Raw genomic sequence first — 21,355 nt, 5'->3', positions numbered from 1 at the left:
AACTAATAAGGTTATGAAGCAATATCACGATTTGATGCAGCATATTTTGGACAAGGGTGTCAAAAAAGAAGATAGGACAGGTACGGGGACATTGAGCGTTTTTGGCTATCAGATGCGCTTCGATCTGAAGGAAGGATTTCCTGTGGTCACTACTAAAAAATTACACCTCAGATCTATCATCATTGAGTTATTGTGGTTTTTAAAGGGTGATAGCAATATCGGATACCTGAATGAAAATAAGGTAAGTATATGGGATGAGTGGGCTGATGAGAATGGGGATTTAGGTCCTGTATATGGATACCAATGGAGGCATTGGCCTGACGGAAAGGGTGGTGAAATTGATCAGATCAAAAACCTGATTCATCAGATCAAAACAAAACCTGATAGCAGAAGGCATATCGTGAGTGCTTGGAATGTGGCAGACGTAGACCACATGGCCCTCCCCCCTTGTCATACCATATTTCAGTTTTATGTAGCCGAAGGTAAACTTTCCTGCCAGTTGTATCAGCGTAGTGCTGATGTATTTTTGGGTGTTCCATTTAATATCGCTTCTTATGCCTTGTTTACCATGATGATCGCCCAGGTCTGTGATTTAGAACCGGGAGAATTCATCCATACTTTTGGAGATGCACACCTGTATAGCAATCATTTGGAACAGGCCAATTTACAGTTAGGGAGAGAATTGCGTCCCCTTCCTATCATGAAAATCAATCCTGAAGTAAAGGATATCTTTCAGTTCAAATATGAAGATTTTGAATTGATCAATTATGACCCGCATCCACATATCAAAGCAGCTGTAGCGATTTGACAAGGAGTCAATATTCAAAAATCAAGTTCAAAGTCAGAGTTCGTTTGAAAAATCTTACTTTCAATCTGTCTGATAAAACTGACCCCGGTCACATTGGTGGTGAAAACATAATCTGCTTCCATTACATCTTTGGGTAGAAAATTTCCCTCCATGATGCCTTTTGATGATGCTTTGAGTTTCGTCATTATGGCCCTTCTTCCAACTCCTGCTATACAGGAACAATCCAGGGAGGGAGTGAAATAGATTCCATTCTTTATCCAGAATATATTGGAAGCACCGGCTTCAGAAACATATCCATCTGAATTAAATAAAATCACTTCATCCATGGAGTTCTTCTTTCTTTCCAGATTGGCCATCACATAAGTGAGTGCATTCAAGGTTTTACAATGACTCCATGCAGATTTAGGAACAGTGATGGAATCTGAGAAATAAGCTTTTTCCTTGATGCTGTGGGTTGGTATAAAAGTTTGTATTTGAAGAGTTTCACTCAAGCCTTTTGATTCAGGGGTATATTTCCCCTCTCCCATCCTGTAAACATTCCATCTGACTCTTAAACTATTGGCTGACCCGAATTTTTTGATCAAAACATTTTCTATCATTTCAATAGTACTCAAAGTGGAAAAGTCAAGATTCAAAACCCTGCATCCCTCTATTAATCTTTCAACATGAAATGCACTGAACCTTAATTTTCCATTGAAATATATCATTGTTTCAAACAGGCCATCTCCAAACAGAAAACCTCTGTTATGAAAATCATCAGGCGTTTCATTAAAGTTTGACCCTTTACTTTTAAAAAGAAAATATGTATTGTTTCCGTTCATATAACTGTTCACTAACGAACATTTTGATTTTTAAGAACACATTAGCAAGGTTAAAAATAATTAAATTATAACTATTTAACCCTTTTAGTTAACTATGTGGGGAGAAAAACAGTATTTCGTGCCAAATTAGTTATTACTTTAGCACGCTAATTGAAACTATAAACCAAATGGGAACTAAAAGCAGTATTTTTGACATGATCGGACCTATTATGATAGGACCATCATCCTCACATACTGCCGGAGTTGTCAGGATTGCAAGGGCTGCCATAAGGGTTTTGGGAGCAGTACCCGATTCGGTGGTCATCACTTTCTACAATTCCTTTGCCCGCACCTATGAAGGGCATGGCAGTGACAAGGCTATTATCGGAGGCCTTTTGGACCTCAAAACTGACGATCAACGCATCAAGCAATCATTCGAAATTGCAAAAGAAAAAGGCCTTGAATATACCTTCAAATCCATTGGAAATGCTTCAGTATACCATCCCAACACCATTAAATTGAATTTGAAAAACGGAAGTAAAGAAGTGGAGGTCATAGGAGAAAGTCTTGGTGGTGGGATCATCAATATTGCAGCGGTGGATGGATTTAAAGCTAACTTTTCCGCCAATTCCTTTACTTTAATTATCAAAGCTGAAGATATTTCCGGAGCAATAGCCTTCATATCCGCTGTCATTACTCAAGAAAAAACCAATATTGCTACCATGTCTGTATCCAGAAAAGGAAAATACGATATTGCCTGTCATGTGATCGAAATGGACAGTGGTATAAGAAAAACCACAATCGAATACTTAAACAGTCTTACCTGGATAAAAGAGTTGATATATATCCCTGAAATAGATAAATAATGAAAAAACTGTACTTAATTACGCTTGCCATTTTGTTTTTTATCCGTGCCGAGGTCAAAGCACAGATCAATGACATCTCCTCACTTGATTTAGAAACCTGCATTGAAACAGCATTGGAAAACAACCTGACATTGAAGAGAAGTCAGACTAATTTGGGTATCGCTGAAGCGACACTAATTGGTGACCAAGGCCAAAGAATACCTACCCTTTCGAGCGGTGCAAGTTCAGGTTACCGTTGGGGAAGGTCTATTAACCCTGTGACGAACCTTTTCGAAAATAATAGAATCGGAAATATCAATCTTTTTGCAAATTCAAATGTAACGCTTTTTGCAGGACAGCAGATCACCAATACGATCAAGCAGACCAAAACCAATATTGAGGCTGAGAAATACAATGTAGAAACTACAGAGAACAACATCACCTTGAATGTGATCAACCTATTTATCAATGTGGTTTTTGCCAAAGAGCAATTGAAGATCGCCCAAAACCAATTGTCTACAACCAAAGAACAGATGATCATCACTTCTAAGTTGGTAGATGCAGGTTCTCTTCCATTGGCAAATAGGCTGGACATTCAGGCACAAAATGCCACCAATGAACTGGAAGTTATCAATGCTTCTAATACGCTTAGAATTGCCAAATTGAATTTATCTCAAGCAATGGCCATTCCATTTAACAATGATCTTGATGTGTATACGCCCGATCTTGATCCAGAAGATTACTTGCTTACGCAAAAGGAACCTGAGGAGATCTATGAAATTTCAAGAGAATTGATGCCTCAAATTAAGGCTGCAGATTTAGGTGTACTCAGTGCCGAATACGGTGAAAGGGTCGCTAAAGGAGGCTATATGCCGACTTTGGGAATGGGTATAAGTGCATTTTCCAACTATATCGATCAATACTTTATGGGCGTTAGACCTGAATTTGGTACGCAGATCAGAAACAATTTCTCCAATTCAGCCAACTTACAATTGAATATCCCAATACTTTCCAATATGAGGAATAGATCAAATGTTCAACGTGCAAGACTTCAAAAACGACTGAGTGAAATTCAGGAATGGGAAACCAACCTTCAGTTGAGACAGGATATTGAATCTGCCTATACAGATGCTTATGCAGCACGACAATCCTACCAAGCATCTCAGATCCGTGTTGCTTCTTTGGAGGAAGCATTTAGGATCGCACAGCAACGGTTTGATGCCGGTGCCATCAATTTTGCGGATTATCAACTTGGTCAAAATAATTTCTTCAATGCGCAAGCTGACTTGGTCACAGCAAAATACACCTATATCTTCAGAGTAAAAGTTTTAGATTTTTATTTAGGAAACCCACTTAAACTATAAATTACCCTTACCATTATGGCAAAGAAAAAATCAAACAAATTAATATATATCCTTTTAGGTATATTGGCAATAGTCATCATTTTCGCAATCATTGGAAGATCTGCCGGTTGGATTGGCGGAGAAAAAGAAATCGGTGTAGAAACAGCAAAGGCCAAAAAAACCGCAATCGTTGAAAAAGTCAGTGCCTCCGGGGTAGTTGAACCTGAAATAGAAGTGAAAATGAGTCCTGATGTTGCCGGGGAAATTATCGAACTGAATGTGGCCGAAGGCGATTCAGTAAAAATCGGAGATCTTTTGGTTAAAATCCGTCCTGACAATTTCATTTCGGCTTTAGATAGATCAAGGGCTAATTTAAATCAGAACCAAGCAAATCTCGCCCAATCCAGGGCAAATCTAAAAAGATCTGAGGCTCAATTTGTCAGGGCAGAATTGGATTTCGAAAGAAACGAAAAATTACATCAGGATAAGGTGATTTCGGATGCAGATTGGGAACAAATCCAATCCACATTCCTAACAGCAAAAAATGACCTTGAAGCAGCACAGCAGTCTGTACTAGCAGCAGAATATATTGTTAAAAGTGCTCAGGCCACAGTCAATGAAGCTGCTGAAAATTTGAGATTGACCAATGTATATGCTCCAGTCAGTGGAATAGTGTCCCAATTATTGGTAGAACAAGGAGAAAGAGTGGTAGGTACACAGCAAATGGCAGGTACCGAAATGCTAAGACTTGCCGACCTTTCCAAAATGGAAGTCCGGGTCAATGTCAACGAAAATGATATCGTTAGGATAAGCTTGGGAGATACAACCATCATTGATGTAGACTCCTACTCCTATTCCGGTAAAAAATTCAAAGGCGTGGTCACCTCCATAGCCAACTCTGCCAATGTAAAAGCCAGTCCGGATGCTGTGACAGAATTTGAAGTCAAAATCAGAATCATCAATGAATCTTATGCTGATTTGATTTCTGAAAAAGTGAAATACCCATTTAGACCTGGAATGACTGCAAGTGTAGACATCATCACCCAGAAAAAGGACAATGTATTATCAGTCCCATTATCGGCTGTTACAACCAGGGAGGACCAAGTCAATACTGCTTCAGATGGAACAACAAAATCAAAAGAATTGGTTTTTATAGTCGAAAATGGAAGAGCTAAAATAAAAGAGATCAAAACAGGGATTTCTGATTTTGACAACATCGAAATACTTGAAGGTATAAGTGAAGGAGAAGAAATAATCTCAGGTCCTTACTTCGTTGTCAGTAAACAATTGAAGGATGACGACGCTATCAAGATAACAGAAGTACCTGCTAAAGAGGAAAAATAAAACCAAGAAAATAAACTTAAAAAGCTGTCTGATTCATTTTAGGCAGCTTTTTTTGTTTACCAATTATTCAAAAGTTTATATACCAAGTGAATAGGGAATCCCATTACGGTAAAATACGAACCTTCAATTTTCTCAACAGCTATGAATCCAATCCATTCCTGAATACCATATGCCCCTGCCTTATCAAATGGCCGATATTGGTTTATATAATGATCAATTTCCACATCGGATAACTCCTTCATATACACCTTGGTCATATCTGTCAAGGTCTGGATTTTTATATCATCCATTAAAGTGACCGCGGTATACACTTGGTGCATTTTGCCAGAAAGTTTTTGAAGCATTTTTTTTGCATCCTCATCATCCTTTGGTTTACCAATAATCTGCCCATCTATCACCACAATGGTATCAGATGAGATAATCAACTCGGAGTTTTCCAATTCTCCTAAAAAGGCCTTTGCTTTCTTTTCGGATAAATATCCGGCAACTTCCTCCGAGGGTAAAGAATCAGGGAAACTTTCTTCTGTTTCTTTTGTCCTTTGCTCAAATGCAATTCCGAGGCCCTCCATAAGTTCTTTCCGCCTCGGTGATTTGGAAGCAAGAATGATCTTTTTACCAATATCAATCATGATTGAAAAGCTTGATAAGGAAATTCAAAATCCAATTGGTTTACAGAACCAAATAACAATCCTGATAATGCTTTAGGGTAAAAATAGGTTGACTTTTGGGGCATGGTATATCCTGATTTGCAGACATTCAATACCTGAGACATCGGTACTTCTTTGGCGATGACAGCACATGTTGCTGTTCCTGAATTTACTTTTGAAAAACAGCGATTTATGTTCCTCTCGTAAGCAATTTTATCAGAAAGTCTTTGGTCATTATATGGGATGCCCAATACCTTTTCAATAAAAAAATAATGGAGAACCATCAAATCTACTTCCCTTACCACCTCGGGCATATCCAAGCCAAAACTTTCTATTTTCTCAGGAATCAACCTGATCTTGTAAGCATTATTCTTGAATACCAATCCAAATGCCCATTTTTTTTGAAGAATAAGTTCTCCTATTTCTTCTACATCATTGAGCTTTTTGATGATAAAAAACTCTTGCGTCTTTTGCAGAATCTCCTCCTCATTTATTTCCAGATCAAAGAACAGTCTATGCGTAGGGAGAATTTTGAGATCATGTGACAAAGCATTGGTAAAGTACATCATGTGAAAATTATATGCTTCTCTACCGGTATGATTGGAATTTGCTTCAGTCCTTTCTTTCCTAAAATCAATGGCACTTTGATACCTATGATGACCATCAGCTAAAATTATTACCTTATCTTTCATCACTTCCAAAAACTTTTTGATAATCCTGGCATCTTGAATAAGGCCCATGACTTCCCGGACTCCTTGATAATCTTCCAAATCATAAATGGGATCTTCAATGGCTGCGTCCATATATCGATCGAGAAGATGATTGGAATCTTCGTAAAGACCATGAGTAGGACTAGATTGAAATTCAGTACTTCTTAAAAGTTCTGTCCTGTCCGTTACTGCCTTAACTATGGTATTTTCATGCCGCAATACCAGTTCTTCATCCCAATCATATGCTTTGATCTGTGCAATAAACCCTTTCCTGCAGGATTCATGCTCCTGACCGGGAAGCCTGAAATATTGGTAATAGACATAGATACCTGGAATTTGATCTTGAACGATCACCTTTTCGGATTTCCATTTTTCCAAAACTTCCTTTGCTCTTAATGAGGGATTATCTCCCAATGGCACCGAAATATGAATACTGTTGTAAGGGTTCTCATACAAAGCAATTCTTTGCTTCTCTGAAACTACATCGAACAAGGGTGAAGTAAGCTCATCAAGGTTATTATTAAACCGTGAATCATACCTCCAGCCTTTTAAAGGTAATATCTCCGCCATCAGATCAATCTGTTTTTCCAGTTAGAGCGATTCGACAGCGCATCTTCTTGGCTTTGGGAAATTTTCAAACTTTCCTTCTTTTTATCAAAAACATCTACTGCAAGACCCGCAAGAAGTTCCAATTCCTTGTCCGTCCATTTGATCTGCAGCATTTCTGGAGTGAAAAATTTTTCCACAAATTTTGTATCAAACCTACCGCTTTTAAATTCTGCATGTTCCATTACAAACTTGCAAAAAGGCAACGTAGTTTCTATTCCTGTGATCTGATAATCATCGATCGCATTGATCATTTTTTGGATGGCCTTTTCTCTGCTTTCATCATGAACGATCAATTTGGCAATCATGGGATCATAATAAATTGGTATATCCATTCCTTGCTCAAACCCATCATCCACCCTGATTCCCGGGCCGTGGGGTCTGATGTATGTTTGAAGATTGCCAATGTCAGGAAGAAAATTATTCTTTGGATCTTCAGCATACACCCTGACCTCTACAGCATGACCATTGATTTTCAAGTCTTCCTGAGAGAAAGACAAAGGCAAACCCTCAGCAATCAATATCTGCTCTTTTACAAGGTCTTTATTGGTAATCATTTCTGTGACAGGATGCTCAACCTGCAATCGGGTATTCATTTCGAGAAAGTAAAAATCCAATTTTTCATCCACTATGAATTCAACAGTTCCTGCACCAAAATAATCGCATGCTTTAGCCACTTTTACTGCTGCCTCTCCCATTGCTTTTCTCATTTCAGGTGACACTACGGGAGATGGGGCTTCCTCAATGACTTTTTGATGCCTCCGTTGTATAGAACACTCTCTTTCGAAAAGATAAACAACATTTCCTTTTTGGTCGCCCAGCACTTGTATTTCTATGTGTTTTGGAGATGTAATGTATTTCTCAATAAAAACCGCTCCATCACCGAATGCAGACTGGGCTTCTGAAATGGCCCTTTGCATCTGTTCTTCAAACTCAGCTTCATTTTCCACGATCCTCATCCCTTTGCCTCCACCACCTGCACTGGCTTTGATCAATATGGGATAGCCTATTTCTACAGCTTTCAATTTTGCAGCAGGAATATCAGAAATGGCCTCATCCGTCCCGGGTACCATTGGAATCCCGTATTTTGAAACTGCATTCTTTGCAGCCAGTTTGCTTCCCATCACCTCTATGGATGCTGGAGATGGCCCAATAAAAATTATTCCGGCCTCAGTTACCATTTTTGCAAATGCAGCATTTTCAGATAAAAACCCATAACCTGGATGAATGGCATCAACTTTAAGCTTTTTACAGGCATCAATAATCCTATCAGAAAGCAGATAAGACTGATTGGAAGGCGGAGGGCCCAAGCATACCGCCTCATCAGCAAATTTGACATGTGGTGCATTTCGGTCGGCTTCACTGAATACTGCTACCGTCTTTATTCCCATCTGTCTGGCAGTTCTCATGATCCTGAGACTTATCTCTCCACGATTGGCTACCAAAAGCTTTTTGATCTTGTGCATATAGGGGTTTATTTCATAAAAAAACAACAACTGCGAAGTAAACAAAATAAAGTCAGTATCTGAAAAGAATACTTGAATTGAAATGGGATTTTTGCAGGGATGAACAAATTATGTTAGTTTTACCAGATTTATTGGATGAAATCATCATTATAAAATTGTAAAACCTAAACGTTTTAAACCTTGGATTTATTTGCAAAATTACAAACCAATCTTGGTCCTTTGGGCAAGCATTCTGAACTTGCTGAAGGGTATTTCGCTTTCCCAAAATTAGAAGGAGAGATTGCTCCTAGAATGAAATTTCAAGGTAAGGAAGTCCTTACCTGGAGTTTGAACAACTACCTTGGATTGGCAAACCATCCCGAAGTCCGAAAAGCAGATGCCGAATCTGCTGCAAAATGGGGCGCAGCATACCCAATGGGCGCAAGAATGATGTCAGGTCAGACTGACCAACACGAGCAATTGGAAAGAGAATTGGCCGAATTTGTTGGAAAGGAAAGTGCTTATCTTTTGAATTACGGCTATCAAGGCATCATGTCAGTCATTGATTCCTTGTTGGACAGAAAAGATGTGGTCGTCTATGATAGCGAATGCCATGCCTGTATCATTGATGCACTGAGGATGCATTTGGGAAAACGTTATGTGTTTCCGCACAACGATATAGAAAACTGTGAAAAACAACTTCAGCGCGCTTCCAAATTGGTGGAAGAAACCGGTGGTGGCATACTAGTCATTACCGAAGGTGTTTTTGGAATGACAGGCGATCAGGGCAAACTTGCAGAGATTGTCAAATTAAAGGAGAGATTCGACTTCAGACTGTTGGTTGACGATGCCCATGGATTTGGTACTATGGGAAAAACAGGGGCAGGAACAGCCGAAGAGCAAGGCGTGCAGGAACAAGTAGATTTGTATTTTTCCACATTTGCCAAATCAATGGCTTCTATTGGTGCCTTCATTGCAGGGGATACCAATGTCATTCGCTTCTTGAAATATAACATGCGATCACAGATTTTCGCAAAATCACTCCCCATGATCTTTGTTGAAGGAGCACTGAAAAGATTGGAATTACTCAAAGGTCAGCCCGAATTGAAAGACAACCTGTGGAAAATAGTCAATGCATTGAAAAAAGGCCTGATTGAAAAAGGATTCAGCATTGGCAAATCCAATTCTCCGGTGACACCTGTTGTTCTTAATGGTACCATAGGTGAAGCGGCTACCTTAAGTAAAGACTTAAGAGAGACGTATAAAATCTTCTGTTCTGTAGTGATTTATCCTGTAATTCCAAAGGGGATGATCATCTTGAGATTAATCCCTACTGCAGTCCATACATTGGCTGATGTCGATGAAACCATTGCGGCTTTTGAAGCTGTCAAAGAAAAATTAACGAGTGGATATTACAAGAATACAGCGTTCGCGGTTTCCTTCGGAGAATAAAAATAATTCAAAAAAAGGCGTTATACTGTTGTTTTATAAACATTTTAGCTATATTGACCGCACAATTAAACTTATCATCAACCAATAAAATTAACTTTTACTATGAGCAGATTTAGCGAAATAAAAGATCTTATCCTAGGCTTGGAAGGAGACTTCGAGAAGTTTTACGACAAGAGCAATCAAGCTGCAGGTACCCGAGTAAGAAAAGGTATGCAGGATCTAAAGAATTTGGCACAGGACATCCGAAAAGAAGTTCAGGACAAGAAAAACGAAGGATAATCAACATAAAAAAAGGTGATCAAATGATCACCTTTTTTTATGTTGAAAAGTATCAAATAGCTCATCAATTAAGGAAAACCTCAGTTGATGAGCTATTTTTTATTTAATTTTTCTGAATCAAAGTAGAAACCTCAACTTTATTGTTTGACCTGTTAACATCCGCTAACCTCAAACTCGGATCAATTTCTACACTTTTCACCTCTGAAACAGGTCTAGCCAAAGTTACTTCTTTGGATTTACTCGTCCAGGGCCATTTTTCAGTCATGGTTCTTTTGGGCATTCCCTTTTCTTCAGGTTTGTCGCCTCTTTGAATCACAAGGGGCAAATAGATCATTTCCTGTGAACCATCCGTATATGTCACCACTACATCCAAAGGCATGGGCATCATACCCACTCTTTCCAAAGAAATTTTAGTATTGTTACCATCTCCTTCTACAGCCTTGATTCCATAATCTATACTTTTGGTGGAAGCTATAAAATAATCATAATACCAATCCAGTTCCAAGCCACTTTCTTTCTCCATTATCCTGATGACATCATTACCATTTGGATGTTTGAATTTCCAATCATTCCATAACCTCAACATGGCTCTATCGAAATTTTCCTTACCTATCACATAAGTCAATTGCTCAACGAATACAGCTCCTTTGTTATAGGTCCCGGGCCCATATGCCGAATTGAGATTGTAATGATCACCATGAGTCGTCAAAGGCTCTTCATAGCCCGCAGTGGCCAATCTAAAATAGGATTTGTAACTGCCATCATGGATAAATTTATTGTCGTTTTCAAATACAGCATCCATGACCACACTTGTGCCCCAAGTAGTAAAACCTTCATCCAACCAAGGCTCGGAAGATTCATTGAATCCCAAAACACCATAATACCAACTATGGATAAGTTCATGTACAGTCACCCCTACTAGGCTTCTGAGGTTTCTGTGTCCTGTAATCAGCGTAGACATCGGATATTCCATTCCTCCATCCCCACCTTGAATAACAGAGTATTGATCGTAGGGATATTTCCCGAAATTGTCACTCATATATTGAATGGCATTGACGGTATAATCTTTTAACTTACCCCAGTTCTCTTCAGTTTTTTCACTTTTCACATAAAGAAAATGAACCATTGGCCCATCTTCCATTTTTACTTTCTCATGGGTATAATTCGGATCAGCTGCCCACATAAAATCATGCACATTAGGAGCGAAAAAATGCCAGGTCAAAGTACTGCCTTTAGGATTGGATACCTTTACTCCAGGTTCTTCATACCCATGTCCGATTTCATTGGCATTTTGAAGATATCCTGTCCCGCCTAGCGTATAGCTTTTGTCAATGGTAATTTTGACATCAAAATCACCAAAATTACCATAAAACTCTCTTCCTACATATGGATTTGCATGCCAACCTCTGACATCGTAAGCTGCCATTTTCGGGTACCATTGTGACATAGAATATCGGATTCCTTCAGCATTGTCCCTACCTGCTCTCCTTACCTGTAAAGGGACCTGACCTTCGAATTCCATATCAAAAACGACAGTTTGTCCAGGTAATATAGATTCCCCCAAATTTACTTCAAGGATAGTCTCCACATGCTTATATTCAACCTTCTTGCCATTCATCAATAATGAACTTACCTTCAAATATCCTATCTCAACCGGACTCAGGTTCTGAATCCTATCCAACACCCTCCTGTCAGGGTCGGCTATGGTCCTAGACCTAACATCCATCATACTGTTAGGCTGAAAAGCATTATAGTAAAGATGGTAAAAAGCCCTTGTCAAGGTATCGGTAGAATTATTTGTGTAATGGAGTTTTTGGGTTCCTTTATAAATATTTCTATTGACATCCATGGTCACTTCCATATCATATTTTACCTTTTGTTGCCATCTATCTGATTGGCCATTTACCAAGGAGAAAGTTCCAAACACAATCGTCAGCAGAGCTGAGGTTACTGTTTTTTTAATCATAATCAACTTATTTTTCAGCTAAAATAGACCAAAATTAGTTCCATACATAAACCGTTGATAAAATTATCCTATGTGCCAGATTTAAGATATTTTGGTATATTCATAGCACAAACAGATTACTACATGAAACAGCTTCTGATACTTTCCATATTTTTACTTGCATTACCCGGATTTTGCTTTGCTTTTCAACAGGACAGCCTCAAATCTACCAAACAAAAGGTCTACACTTTTAAAATTGACGATAACATAGATCCCAGAATGAACCGGAAGGTGAAACTGGCTTTGGAAGATGCGCAGAAGCAGAATGCTGATTTAATTGTCATCGAAATGGATACCTATGGCGGTGCAGTAAACGATGCAGATGATATCCGCACGATGATACTTGAGACAAAAACTCCTATTCATGTATGGATCAATAAAGATGCAGCTTCAGCCGGTGCGTTGATTTCAATTGCTTGTGACAGTATTTATATGGCACCGGGCGCAAGCATCGGTTCTGCTACAGTCGTCATGGGCGGAGGAGGTGATGCCGCACCTGACAAATACCAATCCTATATGCGTTCGATGATGCGAAGCACTGCTGAGGCCAAAGGCAGAGATCCTAAAATAGCTGAAGCCATGGTAGACCAAAATCTGGAAATAGAAGGCATCAGTGAAAAAGGAACTGTAATTACATTTTCGGTATCTGAGGCCATAGCAAATGGTTTTAGTGAAGGTCAGGTCAATTCTGTCGCTGAAGTGGTTGAAAAGCAAGGGTTGGAAGATTTCGAAATCGTGGAATATGATACGGCAGCTGTAGAACAGGTAATCGCTTTCTTCCTCAATCCAGCTGTCAGTGGGTTTTTGATTCTGGTCATATTTGCAGGGATTTACTTTGAAATCCAAACACCCGGTGTTGGATTTCCCTTAGCTGCTTCTTTGACCGCTATGATTCTCTATTTTATTCCTTATTACCTCACAGGCTTGGCCCAAAATTGGGAAATCGCTGTTTTTGTCGTAGGCTGTATCCTGCTGTTAGTGGAAATTTTTGTGATTCCCGGGTTTGGGGTTTTTGGAATCTTAGGGATTATAGGAATCCTTACCGGACTCACATTGGGCATGATACCCAATGATGCCTTTGATTTTACATTTGTTCCTTCAGGAGATTTATTTGCCGCTTTATTGACAGTCATATTGGCTGCTATAGCTGCCATATCCATTATTTTTATTTTTGCCCCAAAGGTCAATCAATGGAAAGCTTTCAGCTCCATTTCTTTGGCCAACACCCAACAAAGTACTGAAGGATATACCTCAACTTCTTATGCCGACAGTCTTTTGGATAAAGAGGGTATCACACATACCCGATTAATGCCAAGTGGAAAAATAATCATTGATGATGAAGTCTATGATGCTTATTCCAGAGGAGAGTTTATTGATAAGGGTGAGAAAATAAAGGTGATCAGTACGGAGGGGACTTCGCTGAAGGTGAAGCGGGTTTGAATTAGTTTTAAATTCATGTTTTTTGAAATAGCTAGAATTCTATTATCTTATTCTGGAAATCAGTCATTTTCAATAAAACTATAATCAATGGTGACGTCCTCAAATGACAAATTCTGAATAATCCCTGTTATTCCCCTACTCACTCCTCACCTCCCCTGATTCTTTTTAAAATTCTCCGCCTGCTCAAAAATCTCCACATAAACTTCATCCCTCTCAACAGGAGGATATCCAAATTCATCGAGTAATAAAATCAGGCCTACCTTCAAAGCAGATTTAATATCGTCCCGTTTATTCCAGTCCGGGAACTTGGCTTGGCCATCCACTAACTCTTTTACAGCTTTTGCCAATTCAATCAGTTTTTCTTCAGGGTATTTGAAGTCATATTTTATACACAATTCTTTCAGGATATCATAAAACGCCTTTTCTTCAAAGTCAATTCCCAAAATATCGCCAGCCGAAAACTCCTTGTGAACTTCCCAAATCATATTGGTAAGTGCCTCGGCCATTTCCTCATAGACTTCACTTCTCAAAATATCACTCTCGTCACGTTGGTTATAGCGTTCTACCAAATCCTGCATTTTTTTGCTGAAGTCAATCCCTTTGACCCGGTTTACTTTTTTGATTTCTGCAATAACTTTGGCCAATAACTGTTGAAGCAATTTGATTTTCGTATTCGGCAATTTGATTTTATCAATCTTCGCCAAATAATCTTCATCAAAAATGTCCTGCTCGGTTTCATCCTCATTACCAAGTTTAAATATTTCCTCAACACCATCACTTTGCAGCGCGTCTTTGATCATTTCCCGGACCTTTGCATTCATTTGGGAAGAATCAGGCGCATTACCTTTGGTAAGCTTGAAAACTATGGACCTCACAGCCAAATAGAAATGGGTATAATCTCTTTCTACCTGCGTCAACTGTTCACTACCTGCACAGATATCATAAGCAGCTTTCAACCGCTTCACCAAGCCCATAAACCGGGTTTCAAATTCTTTGGTCTTTTGCACATACTCCGCCGCCATATTCAAAGTATTCAGTTGCTGAATGGTCGTTCCATGGAAATATTTGGAGTTGTCGAAGGTGTGGAAAATTTTGGCCAAGAGGTCTAAGTGGTTCCTAACAATGATGATCGATTCATTAATGTCTTCGAAGTTGTCCTTATCACCTTCACTGTATTGCTTCAACGCCAGATTCATTTGCTTTTTGATGCCAATATAATCCACCACCAAGCCCTTAATCTTTCCTTCAAATTTGCGGTTTACCCTTGATATGGTCTGAATCAAATTATGTCGCTGTATTGGTTTATCAATATAGATGCTATCCAAAAACGGCACATCAAAGCCCGTCAGCCACATATCCACCACGATGGCAATTTTGAAATTGGACTTTTCATTTTTGAATTGCCTGTCTAATTCCTTGCGGTATTCTTTAGTACCCAATAAGTCGTAAAGTTCCTTCGGGTCGTCCTGTCCTCTGGTAGCGATGAGTTTTATCTGGGTGGGGTGAAGCTCCTGCTTCGCCCCTTTATCCAGCTGCACTCCCCTAAACAAATAAGCGATATGATTTTCAGGCAAATTTGCCTTCACAGGATTATTCAGAATATACCTAACAGTATTGTTAAAATGTTCATCATCCCTGATAAATCTATCCCAATATTCGGGCATCCAAAACTGTGCTGCCTCTTTGTCAATTCCGAGATTAAACCTTTTGTTGTTTTGTAAGGCCCATTTCCCAGTGAATGATTTCCAAGACTGTATTATCCTGACCAAATCACCGCTTGTCCTAATCAAAACATGAACATGATTTGGCATAATTGACCAAGCCAATAAATTATATTTATCGCCGTCGTGGTGCAATAAGGCTTCCTGCACCACTTGAGCCATTTCTCTATTTGCCAAAGCGCAACTTCCTAATCCTTTGTCAAGCCAATATTGATATTTTTTTCGCTTTTCTACGTCTCTTATATCATCAGAAAGATTTTTAATTTCAGCTTCGATTTCTTTTAATACTTCCTGTGGAAGGCTATCGGCTAATCTGAATGTGATAAATTGAATTAAACCATCTTTATTTCGGTGCGGTAGATTTCCATAATGCCACTCTTCCGGGTATCCAAAGTTTTTGGTAAAATATTGAGCGTAATTTGTGCTTTCAATGTGCTCGAAGCTGGAGCTTCGAGAGCCCAGGTGGGCAATGATATTTTTATATAACTCATAGGCGATTTCACGGGTGCTGCATACAAACATCGCCTTACCTTTGACAGTCGAACCCTCTGAAACCCTGTTTTCATAGTGGGTTACAAAATCTTCGGCAACTGCTTTCAACCGGTCAGGGTCACCGATAATGGCATACATCTGTGCCATTTCTTTTTTGCTTTGTTCAATCTGATTTTCATTGCTCCCAATTTCCGCACATTTGACATAATAGTCCTCAATCTCTTTCAGTTTGGTGTTATTCAACAATACCTTGGCCGCCCTTCCTTCGTAGACGATCCTAACGGTGATTTCATCCTTCACCGATTCGGTCATGGTATAAGCATCCACCACCTTTCCAAACACATCAAGCGTGGCATCTATAGGAGTTCCAGTAAAACCTACAAAGGTGGCATTGGGCAATGAATCATGTAAATACTTGGCAAAGCCAAAAGTCTTGGTTACGCCTTTGTCTGTTACTTTAACTTTTTGGTCCAGATTGACCTGACTGCGGTGTGCCTCGTCCGATATGCAGATCACGTTTGTTCGGTCAGTCAGCAATTCGGTATCTTCAGTAAACTTGTGGATGGTAGTTAAAAAAACGCCTCCACTTTGTCTGCCCTCCAATAATTCCCGGAGATTGGCCCGGCTTTCCACACTAATAATGGTATTATCCCCTACGAACTTTTTGGCATTGGTAAACTGCCCGGAAAGTTGGTCGTCCAAGTCGGTGCGGTCGGTAATCAATACGATGGTAGGACTTTCGAAGTATTCACTCTTCATCAACAACCTCGTAAGGTAGAGCATGGTAAAACTCTTACCGCAGCCTGTTGCTCCAAAATAGGTCCCGCCCTTTCCGTTCCCATTGGGCTTTTGTGCCAATTTTATATGGTCATACAATGCCCTTGCAGCATAATACTGCGGGTAGCGGCAGACAATCTTCTCGTTTTTTTTGGAGCTGTCAGGAATGTAAATAAAGTTGCGGAGGATATCCCGGAAACGGACTTTATCAAACATTCCCTGAATAAGTGTGTACATACTGTTAATCCCATCAACCTCCTTGGCCAATCCGGCAATCCTACGCCACGCATAGAAAAACTCATACGGGGCAAAGAACGAACCGGCCTTGTTGTTTACCCCGTCACTGATGACACAAAAGGCATTGTATTTAAAAAGCTCAGGAATATCTCTTCGGTAACGAACCGTCAATTGTTTGAAAGCATCATAGATGGTGGTTTCTTCTCTGATGGCACTTTTAAATTCGATAACCACAAGTGGCAAGCCATTGACATAGACAATACCATCCGGTATGCGTTTTTCTGTCCCGATGATTTCACATTGGGTGACAAACTTGTAAATATTGTTGTCCTTATGATAAGGTGCTTTATCATCATAGGTAAAGTTCCTTTCTTCATCCTCACCGGCTATGGATATCAATTCAATTGCCTCAGGTTGGCGCTGATTGTCCAAGCCGCTGTAATCAATCAGTTGAATATAAATGTCCTTTTGGCTGCGATCTTCTCTTTTGAGAATAAAACCATCTGAAAGCATCCTTAAAAAAGTTTTATTGCTTTCATAGAGGTCAGAAGCGGAAAGGGATTTGAGTTGCAGAACAATGGATTTGGTTTCGTTTACCGTGATGCCATAACTACTGTATTGTTCCAAAAGAAAGCATATCAAATCTTCTTCTATCAATACTTCGTCTGGCTGACGGATAAGGGTAAAACCCAAATGGTGGGAATATCCTTCCATCCCCAACAATTCGGTAAAAGCACTTTCCAATTTTCCTTCAGTAAATTTCATTGGCTCAAAACGTTTTTCCCTCTTTCTGTTAATGTGTATCGCTGTTTGCTGCTTTTGGGCTTTTCGGGTACGGTTAATGCAACAAATTCCAGGTCAATGGCAGGTTGTAAATAAGCTTTTCGGAAATGCTCTCTGTTAGCCAAACCAAGTTTCTCCTGCAGTTCCTGACGGTTATGTGTACCTTCAAACACCTCAAGCAAATTTCTGACTTGCGTGGTGACTTGCATGGTGACTTGCGTGGTGACTTGCGTGGTAGAAACATCCCTTTGGGTTCCCTTTTGAGCTTCTTCTACCAAACGACTGAACAGTGTGATTTCAATACCGCCATTCATCTCCCTGATCTCAGGCTCAGGCAAACCTGCTTCTTTACAAGCATTTATAATTTTCAATGTACCTCGACCCCAAGTTTCGATATAACCGGCCATAAAACAAGCTTTGGCTATTTTTGGATTACGTGGACGGGAGTTGTGTTCTTTTTTTAAATCATCCAGACTTAAGCCATGAGGAAGCAACCCTTCATTCCAAATAGACAGCCTATCGTCAAATACCCGCAATTGAATATGAGCACCCATATAGGTTCTGTGCACTAGGGCATTGAGCAGCATTTCCCGCAGTGCGGCCAAGGGGTATGCGTCTTTTTCTACCCGCTGCATCCCAACAAAGTCTACCGGGCGGATTAAAAATTTATGATGAAGCTGTGTTTGAACCTCATCCAACATCTGAATCAGATTGCCTTCTATTACTTCTTGAAACCGCAAATCTGTAGCGTCTTCGCCAAAACGTCCAATTCTTACTTCTACATTGGGATAAAACTTTCCCGGATGCTTCCCAAACAGTAAAATAGCAGCCCTTTTCAATTTTTTCCCTTCGGTAAGTTGAAGCTTCTCCAAGATTTGAAGCACCGAAAGCCCCTTTGTGATTGGTATTCTGCTCTTTTCTTGACTATCAGATATAAATTTAGCGATACTTGCTTCATCAATGTCTTTTATTGAGGCTCCTTCCTCCACAACATCATCCCAGGTTTTACCTGCTTTTTTGAGCAAAAATTCATTGAGCTCCACACCTGTCAATTCCATTTTGGTACTACCAGTGCGATAATAGTATCTGCCCCGAAGCGAAACGGGCACCGAATAGGGGTTTACCTTTATTTCAATGAATTTCTTTCCGGCTTCTTCCTGCAAATTGATGTCACAGATAATGCCCATCGTATTGCGGATTTTATTGGGGATATCTTCCAATAACTTTTGATGATCCGGCAGATCAACCACATTGCCCTTATCATCTTTGCCAATATAAATAGTGCCGCCAATGGCATTGGCAAAACCACATACCCATTTTAGGTAGTCATCGTGCCAACTTTGTTTCCATTCTATGTTTTGGCGTTCGCTCATTTAGCTTTCCGATTTTCCTTCAGTGATTTTCATTTCGTTGATTTCCTTAGTTTTTTAATGTCAGTCTCGATCTCTTTTTAGTTTTCCTCTTCTTCTATGACGCTTTGCGCTGTGTCGCCCAAATGCGAGACTGCGTTTCCTGAGGGGATTTGACACGGTAACCTACCGAAATGATGACGTCAAGATTATAATGATCGATTTCTCTTTCCACTTCTCGGGAACCTTCCAGTTGAACTATCCGGAATTTCCGGACAGTTGAACTTTTGTCCAATTCCCCTTCCTGAAAGACATTGCCAAGATGCTCACTGATAGTCCGCTTGTCCTTACCAAACAATAGCCCCATCTGTGCCTGGGTAAGCCAGACAGTCTCTTCCTTGAGGCGCACATCGATTTTGATGTTGCCATCGGGATTTTGGTAGATAAGGATATCGCTGTTCATATAGGTTTCAATAAAAGAGATCCTCACCCTGTCCATGCGGATATCCCTGCGCTTCCAGAAGCGAGATAAAGGCTTGTTCTAATTGGGATTCAGTGAATTCCATTTATACTTCTACTGGAATATACTTTTCAAAAAAAGACAGAATATCACCAATAAACTGTTCCTCTCTTTGCTCTATGTCCTTTTTTACCCAATCACTAAACGGATAATTTCCTAAATCTAAAACTGTAGCTATTTGGCTTTGTGCATACTTAATTTTCTTAATACCAAAATATCCATTTCCTGCCTGAATATTGAGTTTTTTCTCAAATATGATTTTATTTCCAAATCGATCTAAATACTGTAAAGCATCTGAAATATTCCAGCCATTGTAATTTGTATCTTGCCATTTTTTTGGAAAAATATGCTCAATATCAAAAGTATAAGGAATTATGTTTTGTTGCTTTTGATTTAAATATGCGTGCAAAAGTAATAGTGCACGTGACAATCTAGAAGAGGAGTGTTTTACAATTTCATATCTAAATAATTCTTTATTTAAAACATGTCTATATTTCAGTCCGTCTCCATTAAATATAGAAATGCAAGTATTATAGGTATCATCTTTAATTGCATTTACTGATGGATAATTGATAAACTTAGTGAAAAGATTAGAAATCAGTTGTTTAAGAAACTCTGTAAATTCATTCGAAAAATCTTCAGAACTATAATTTACATAAAAGAAAACTGTGGTAGGGTACTTCCAGAAGTCATTCGGATATAATGATAAACAATGTAAATACTTTTGAGATTCTTGTGAAATTTTATACTCCTCCTCATACTCTTCAGGGTTCTCTTGTGTGTTAACATAATACCAAAAATTAGCCAAAAAGATTATATCATCCATTAAGCCCTCCTCTTTTAGCCTTTTGTTAGAATCTATACTATAAAATTTTCTTAAACCAACTTCCTTGGTTTTATCATTTGCCTCTGCTCTAAGCACATGAGAATAGTATCTAAAGATGTCATCTATTTGAAGATTAGCATATTTACACGTTTGAGTTAATTCTTTCCATGTATTTGTAAAATCTTTTCGTTCTTCCTTAGAGACTTTACTTTTGTAGATTTGAGCTTTAAAAATGTCTGAATCTGATAGAGGTAACCCTCTATCATTAAGTGTTGAGAATATTGTCAACGCAGTTTCTGAGGTTTCACACTCTATTGGTAAAATTATACATTGTGTTAAAATAGTAACGCAAAGTTGCTTCCATTGCAAAGGATTAGACTCTGCGTATGAGTCACACTTCAATTTAAAAAAAATGTAATTCTTTGAATAGTTATCTGTTAATGAAGAGTCTGCTATGCCAGTTTCTAACACTTGATGAAATACTTCATTATCTTCTTCAGTAGCCACCATAGACTCAATATGGATATTTTTGAAATCTTTTACTTTTTGAGAAATTGGATCAATATCCCAAATGCAAGGTGCTATTTGATTTTTCAATCCTTTTACATCATCATCTTCAGGCATTGACTCAAGTTTTTTATAAAAAGCCCTAAGTAAAAGAAAAAAAGAGGTAAGTCGTTGCTGACCATCGATAATCTCCTGGTTTTTGTCTTCATTAATATAGGAGACAATTGTTCCTAAAAAGTAATCTGATCCATCTTGTGCCTCAGACTGAGAGAAACTCTCTATATCATTCCATAATGTTTCGCATTTTTCAATATTCCATTTATAAGGTCTTTGAAAGTCAGGAATTATAAATTTACGTCCTTTTATATCAGTCAGTAACTTTGAAATATTCTTTTTACTTACATGTAAATCTGCCATAT

The 21,355-nt window shown here is 39.0% G+C and carries 16 protein-coding genes; 7 read left to right on the top strand and 9 right to left on the bottom strand.

From position 1 onward, the window contains the following. Positions 1-13 precede the first annotated feature (13 nt). The gene (locus tag HMJ38_RS07940; RefSeq protein WP_194973837.1) at positions 14-808 is read left to right on the top strand and encodes a thymidylate synthase; all 795 of its coding nucleotides are present in this window, start codon (positions 14-16) and stop codon (positions 806-808) included. 14 nt (positions 809-822) lie between these two features. On the opposite strand, the gene HMJ38_RS07935 is transcribed toward HMJ38_RS07940, so the two are convergent. Then, positions 823-1,641 (bottom strand): aminotransferase class IV, encoded by an 819-nt coding sequence (locus HMJ38_RS07935; protein ID WP_317174503.1) that lies wholly within the window; start codon positions 1,639-1,641, stop codon positions 823-825. Positions 1,642-1,796: 155 nt separating this feature from the next. On the opposite strand from HMJ38_RS07935, the gene sdaAB reads away from it, so the two are divergent. The 3 genes from sdaAB to HMJ38_RS07920 are packed head-to-tail and all read left to right on the top strand — an operon-like array spanning position 1,797 to position 5,140. Beyond that, positions 1,797-2,474, top strand: a complete 678-nt coding sequence (gene sdaAB, locus HMJ38_RS07930; RefSeq protein WP_194973836.1) for an L-serine ammonia-lyase, iron-sulfur-dependent subunit beta — start codon at positions 1,797-1,799, stop codon at positions 2,472-2,474. Beyond that, positions 2,474-3,817 (top strand): TolC family protein, encoded by a 1,344-nt coding sequence (locus tag HMJ38_RS07925; RefSeq protein ID WP_194973835.1) that lies wholly within the window; start codon positions 2,474-2,476, stop codon positions 3,815-3,817. Before sdaAB ends, HMJ38_RS07925 begins: the two co-directional genes overlap by 1 nt. A gap of 15 nt (positions 3,818-3,832) precedes the next feature. After that, positions 3,833-5,140: an efflux RND transporter periplasmic adaptor subunit gene (locus HMJ38_RS07920; protein WP_194973834.1), complete on the top strand. Its 1,308-nt coding sequence runs from the start codon at positions 3,833-3,835 to the stop codon at positions 5,138-5,140. Positions 5,141-5,196: 56 nt separating this feature from the next. Here HMJ38_RS07920 and HMJ38_RS07915 read toward each other — a convergent pair whose 3' ends face one another. Genes HMJ38_RS07915 through accC form a run of 3 tightly spaced genes read right to left on the bottom strand, consistent with a single transcriptional unit; the run spans position 5,197 to position 8,569 of the window. After that, positions 5,197-5,769: a Maf family protein gene (locus tag HMJ38_RS07915; RefSeq protein WP_194973833.1), complete on the bottom strand. Its 573-nt coding sequence runs from the start codon at positions 5,767-5,769 to the stop codon at positions 5,197-5,199. Next, positions 5,766-7,067 carry a DUF1015 domain-containing protein gene (locus HMJ38_RS07910; RefSeq protein WP_194973832.1) on the bottom strand — a complete coding sequence of 434 codons (1,302 nt, stop codon included), beginning with the start codon at positions 7,065-7,067 and terminating at the stop codon, positions 5,766-5,768. Before HMJ38_RS07910 ends, HMJ38_RS07915 begins: the two co-directional genes overlap by 4 nt. After that, complete coding sequence (gene accC / locus HMJ38_RS07905) at positions 7,067-8,569, bottom strand: acetyl-CoA carboxylase biotin carboxylase subunit (protein ID WP_194973831.1); 1,503 nt, start codon at positions 8,567-8,569, stop codon at positions 7,067-7,069. The genes HMJ38_RS07910 and accC overlap by 1 nt, the downstream gene beginning before the upstream one ends. A 180-nt stretch (positions 8,570-8,749) precedes the next feature. Between accC and HMJ38_RS07900 the strand changes: the two genes are divergently transcribed. Further along, entirely contained in the window at positions 8,750-10,000 is a 1,251-nt protein-coding gene (locus HMJ38_RS07900; protein WP_194973830.1) for an aminotransferase class I/II-fold pyridoxal phosphate-dependent enzyme, read from the top strand. Positions 10,001-10,102: 102 nt separating this feature from the next. Continuing rightward, positions 10,103-10,279: a histone H1 gene (locus HMJ38_RS07895; RefSeq protein ID WP_194973829.1), complete on the top strand. Its 177-nt coding sequence runs from the start codon at positions 10,103-10,105 to the stop codon at positions 10,277-10,279. 103 nt (positions 10,280-10,382) lie between these two features. Here the strand turns inward: HMJ38_RS07895 and HMJ38_RS07890 are convergent, their stop codons facing one another. Then, entirely contained in the window at positions 10,383-12,245 is a 1,863-nt protein-coding gene (locus HMJ38_RS07890; RefSeq protein ID WP_194973828.1) for a M1 family metallopeptidase, read from the bottom strand. Positions 12,246-12,368: 123 nt separating this feature from the next. On the opposite strand from HMJ38_RS07890, the gene HMJ38_RS07885 reads away from it, so the two are divergent. Further along, positions 12,369-13,724 carry an NfeD family protein gene (locus HMJ38_RS07885; RefSeq protein WP_194973827.1) on the top strand — a complete coding sequence of 452 codons (1,356 nt, stop codon included), beginning with the start codon at positions 12,369-12,371 and terminating at the stop codon, positions 13,722-13,724. A 146-nt stretch (positions 13,725-13,870) separates the two neighbouring features. Here HMJ38_RS07885 and HMJ38_RS07880 read toward each other — a convergent pair whose 3' ends face one another. The 4 genes from HMJ38_RS07880 to HMJ38_RS07865 form a co-directional block, all read right to left on the bottom strand. Then, positions 13,871-17,716, bottom strand: a complete 3,846-nt coding sequence (locus tag HMJ38_RS07880) for an HsdR family type I site-specific deoxyribonuclease (protein WP_194973826.1) — start codon at positions 17,714-17,716, stop codon at positions 13,871-13,873. Next, positions 17,713-19,107, bottom strand: coding sequence for an ATP-binding protein (locus tag HMJ38_RS07875; RefSeq protein ID WP_194973825.1), 1,395 nt, complete (start codon positions 19,105-19,107; stop codon positions 17,713-17,715). The genes HMJ38_RS07880 and HMJ38_RS07875 overlap by 4 nt, the downstream gene beginning before the upstream one ends. Before the next feature lie 94 nt (positions 19,108-19,201). Further along, positions 19,202-19,546, bottom strand: coding sequence for a virulence RhuM family protein (locus HMJ38_RS07870; RefSeq protein ID WP_228779948.1), 345 nt, complete (start codon positions 19,544-19,546; stop codon positions 19,202-19,204). Positions 19,547-19,649: 103 nt separating this feature from the next. After that, positions 19,650-21,353: a DUF262 domain-containing protein gene (locus tag HMJ38_RS07865; RefSeq protein ID WP_194973824.1), complete on the bottom strand. Its 1,704-nt coding sequence runs from the start codon at positions 21,351-21,353 to the stop codon at positions 19,650-19,652. Positions 21,354-21,355 lie beyond the last annotated feature (2 nt).

Origin of the sequence: Aquiflexum lacus (genome assembly GCF_015476655.1) — a bacterium.
GTDB lineage: Bacteria > Bacteroidota > Bacteroidia > Cytophagales > Cyclobacteriaceae > Aquiflexum > Aquiflexum lacus.
The sequence above is the reverse complement of the archived record's forward strand: the minus strand, read 5'-3'. Positions and strand labels throughout refer to the sequence as shown.

Bases quoted from the DNA above. Each gene is read 5' to 3' on its own strand.
- HMJ38_RS07940 (WP_194973837.1), top strand. From the start codon at position 14: ATGAAGCAATATCACGATTTGATGCAGCATATTTTGGACAAGGGTGTC.
- sdaAB (WP_194973836.1), top strand. From the start codon at position 1,797: ATGGGAACTAAAAGCAGTATTTTTGACATGATCGGACCTATTATGATA.
- HMJ38_RS07925 (WP_194973835.1), top strand. From the start codon at position 2,474: ATGAAAAAACTGTACTTAATTACGCTTGCCATTTTGTTTTTTATCCGT.
- HMJ38_RS07920 (WP_194973834.1), top strand. From the start codon at position 3,833: ATGGCAAAGAAAAAATCAAACAAATTAATATATATCCTTTTAGGTATA.
- HMJ38_RS07915 (WP_194973833.1), bottom strand. From the start codon at position 5,769: ATGATTGATATTGGTAAAAAGATCATTCTTGCTTCCAAATCACCGAGG.
- HMJ38_RS07910 (WP_194973832.1), bottom strand. From the start codon at position 7,067: ATGGCGGAGATATTACCTTTAAAAGGCTGGAGGTATGATTCACGGTTT.
- accC (WP_194973831.1), bottom strand. From the start codon at position 8,569: ATGCACAAGATCAAAAAGCTTTTGGTAGCCAATCGTGGAGAGATAAGT.
- HMJ38_RS07895 (WP_194973829.1), top strand. From the start codon at position 10,103: ATGAGCAGATTTAGCGAAATAAAAGATCTTATCCTAGGCTTGGAAGGA.
- HMJ38_RS07890 (WP_194973828.1), bottom strand. From the start codon at position 12,245: ATGATTAAAAAAACAGTAACCTCAGCTCTGCTGACGATTGTGTTTGGA.
- HMJ38_RS07885 (WP_194973827.1), top strand. From the start codon at position 12,369: ATGAAACAGCTTCTGATACTTTCCATATTTTTACTTGCATTACCCGGA.
- HMJ38_RS07880 (WP_194973826.1), bottom strand. From the start codon at position 17,716: ATGAAATTTACTGAAGGAAAATTGGAAAGTGCTTTTACCGAATTGTTG.
- HMJ38_RS07875 (WP_194973825.1), bottom strand. From the start codon at position 19,107: ATGAGCGAACGCCAAAACATAGAATGGAAACAAAGTTGGCACGATGAC.
- HMJ38_RS07870 (WP_228779948.1), bottom strand. From the start codon at position 19,546: ATGAACAGCGATATCCTTATCTACCAAAATCCCGATGGCAACATCAAA.
- HMJ38_RS07865 (WP_194973824.1), bottom strand. From the start codon at position 21,353: ATGGCAGATTTACATGTAAGTAAAAAGAATATTTCAAAGTTACTGACT.